Genomic DNA, 1,756 nt, shown 5'->3' with positions numbered 1-1,756 from the left:
CGCCAAGCGCTTTCGTCAGCTTTCCTGGTCCGTTTGTCCATTCCCTCGGACTCCTGCCCGGCCTTCTCTCCTCCATTAACAGCTGGCCTTCATGCGGCTCAATCGCCCTGATTAATACCGCTTGCGGGACATCCTCTTCCGCGGCAACGACATTCAGCAATGTATGGGTGTGCATCACGTATGTATATACCCGCCCAGCTTCTGCAAACATGATCTCAGTCCGCTTCGTCCGGCGGTTGTTAAAGCTGTGGGCCGCTCTGTCTCCAGCCCCCATATAGGCCTCTGTTTCCACAATATAGCCTGACGCTGTGCCTTCGTCTGTTTCTTTTACAAGAAGGCAGCCCAGAAGCGATGGGGCAAGCTCAAGAGCGGTTTTTTGATAAAACGTGATGGGCAGCGGATTTTTTTCTCTCGTCACGAATCGACCTCTCCTTTTACCGATTTTTGTACATTGTACCATTCCCGAAGCAGATCAAAAAAAACGGCTGTTTTAAAATCTTTCCATTCAGGGAATATTGTTACCGTTCAAAAAAGGAGGGCCAACCATTGAAAGATGATCATCAAAACAAGCAGCACCAAACAAATGCCCAAGGAAGCGAGGAAGCGCTTTCCCATAAGACATCCGGGAAAAACGAGTCAGAGGATACCTTAACGAATAGGCAGGGGCATCCTGTTACTGACAACCAGAATGTGAGAACCGTCGGGAATAGAGGGCCTACAACACTTGAGAACTATGATTTTCTCGAAAAGATCAGCCACTTCGACCGGGAACGCATCCCTGAGCGGGTTGTTCATGCCAGGGGAGCAGGTGCACACGGGTATTTTGAAGCGCACGGAAGCTTCGGAGACGAACCGATTTCAACATACACAAGGGCCAAGCTCTTTCAGGAAAAAGGCAAGAAAACACCGGCATTTGTCCGTTTTTCAACTGTGAATCATGGAAAACACTCGCCTGAAACATTGAGAGACCCGCGCGGTTTTGCTGTAAAGCTATATACAGAAGACGGAAACTGGGATTTGGTCGGAAACAACCTGAAAATCTTTTTTATCCGCGACCCGCTGAAATTTCCGGATCTTGTACACGCATTTCAGCCTGATCCAGTGACAAACATCCAGGATGGTGAACGTATCTTCGATTTCATTTCTCAATCTCCTGAAGCGACACACATGATCACCTTCTTGTTTTCGCCTTGGGGCATTCCGGCCAACTACCGGCAAATGCAGGGTTCAGGCGTACATGCCTATAAATGGGTGAATGAGGAGGGCAAGGCCGTTCTCGTGAAATACCATTTTGAACCGAAGCAGGGCATCCGCAACCTGACACAGAAGGAAGCAGAAGAGATTCAAGGGAAAAACTTTAACCATGCCACACAGGATTTATATGACGCGATTGAAAATGGCGATTATCCAGAGTGGGAAGTGTATGCACAAATCATGAGCGATGATGAGCATCCTGAACTGGACTTTGATCCTCTTGATCCGACAAAACTGTGGTATAAAGACGATTTTCCATGGAAACCGATCGGCAAATTGGTTCTGAACAAAAATCCGGAAAACTACCATGCGGAAGTGGAGCAAGCTTCATTTGGAACGGGGGTGCTTGTCGACGGGCTTGATTTTTCAGACGACAAATTGCTCCAGGGGCGTACGTTTGCCTACTCTGATACGCAGCGCTACCGTGTAGGCGCAAATTACCTGCAGCTTCCGATCAACTCGCCGAAAAAGCATGTCGCCACCAACCAGGAAGGCGGGCAAA

At 48.7% G+C, this 1,756-nt stretch carries 2 protein-coding genes; one reads left to right on the top strand and one right to left on the bottom strand.

Annotated elements, in window-relative coordinates; all coding sequences use genetic code 11:
• Nucleotides 1–418: DNA-3-methyladenine glycosylase (locus ACWHAR_RS20570; protein ID WP_452087672.1), on the bottom strand; the 418-nt coding region annotated here is incomplete at its 3' end.
• A 128-nt stretch (nucleotides 419–546) separates the two neighbouring features.
• Between ACWHAR_RS20570 and katX the strand changes: the two genes are divergently transcribed.
• Nucleotides 547–1,756 (top strand): catalase KatX (katX, locus tag ACWHAR_RS20565; RefSeq protein ID WP_452087671.1); only part of this gene is annotated, 1,210 nt, incomplete at its 3' end.

The organism is Bacillus sp. LR--39, assembly GCF_053613335.1.
The sequence above is the reverse complement of the archived record's forward strand: the minus strand, read 5'-3'. Positions and strand labels throughout refer to the sequence as shown.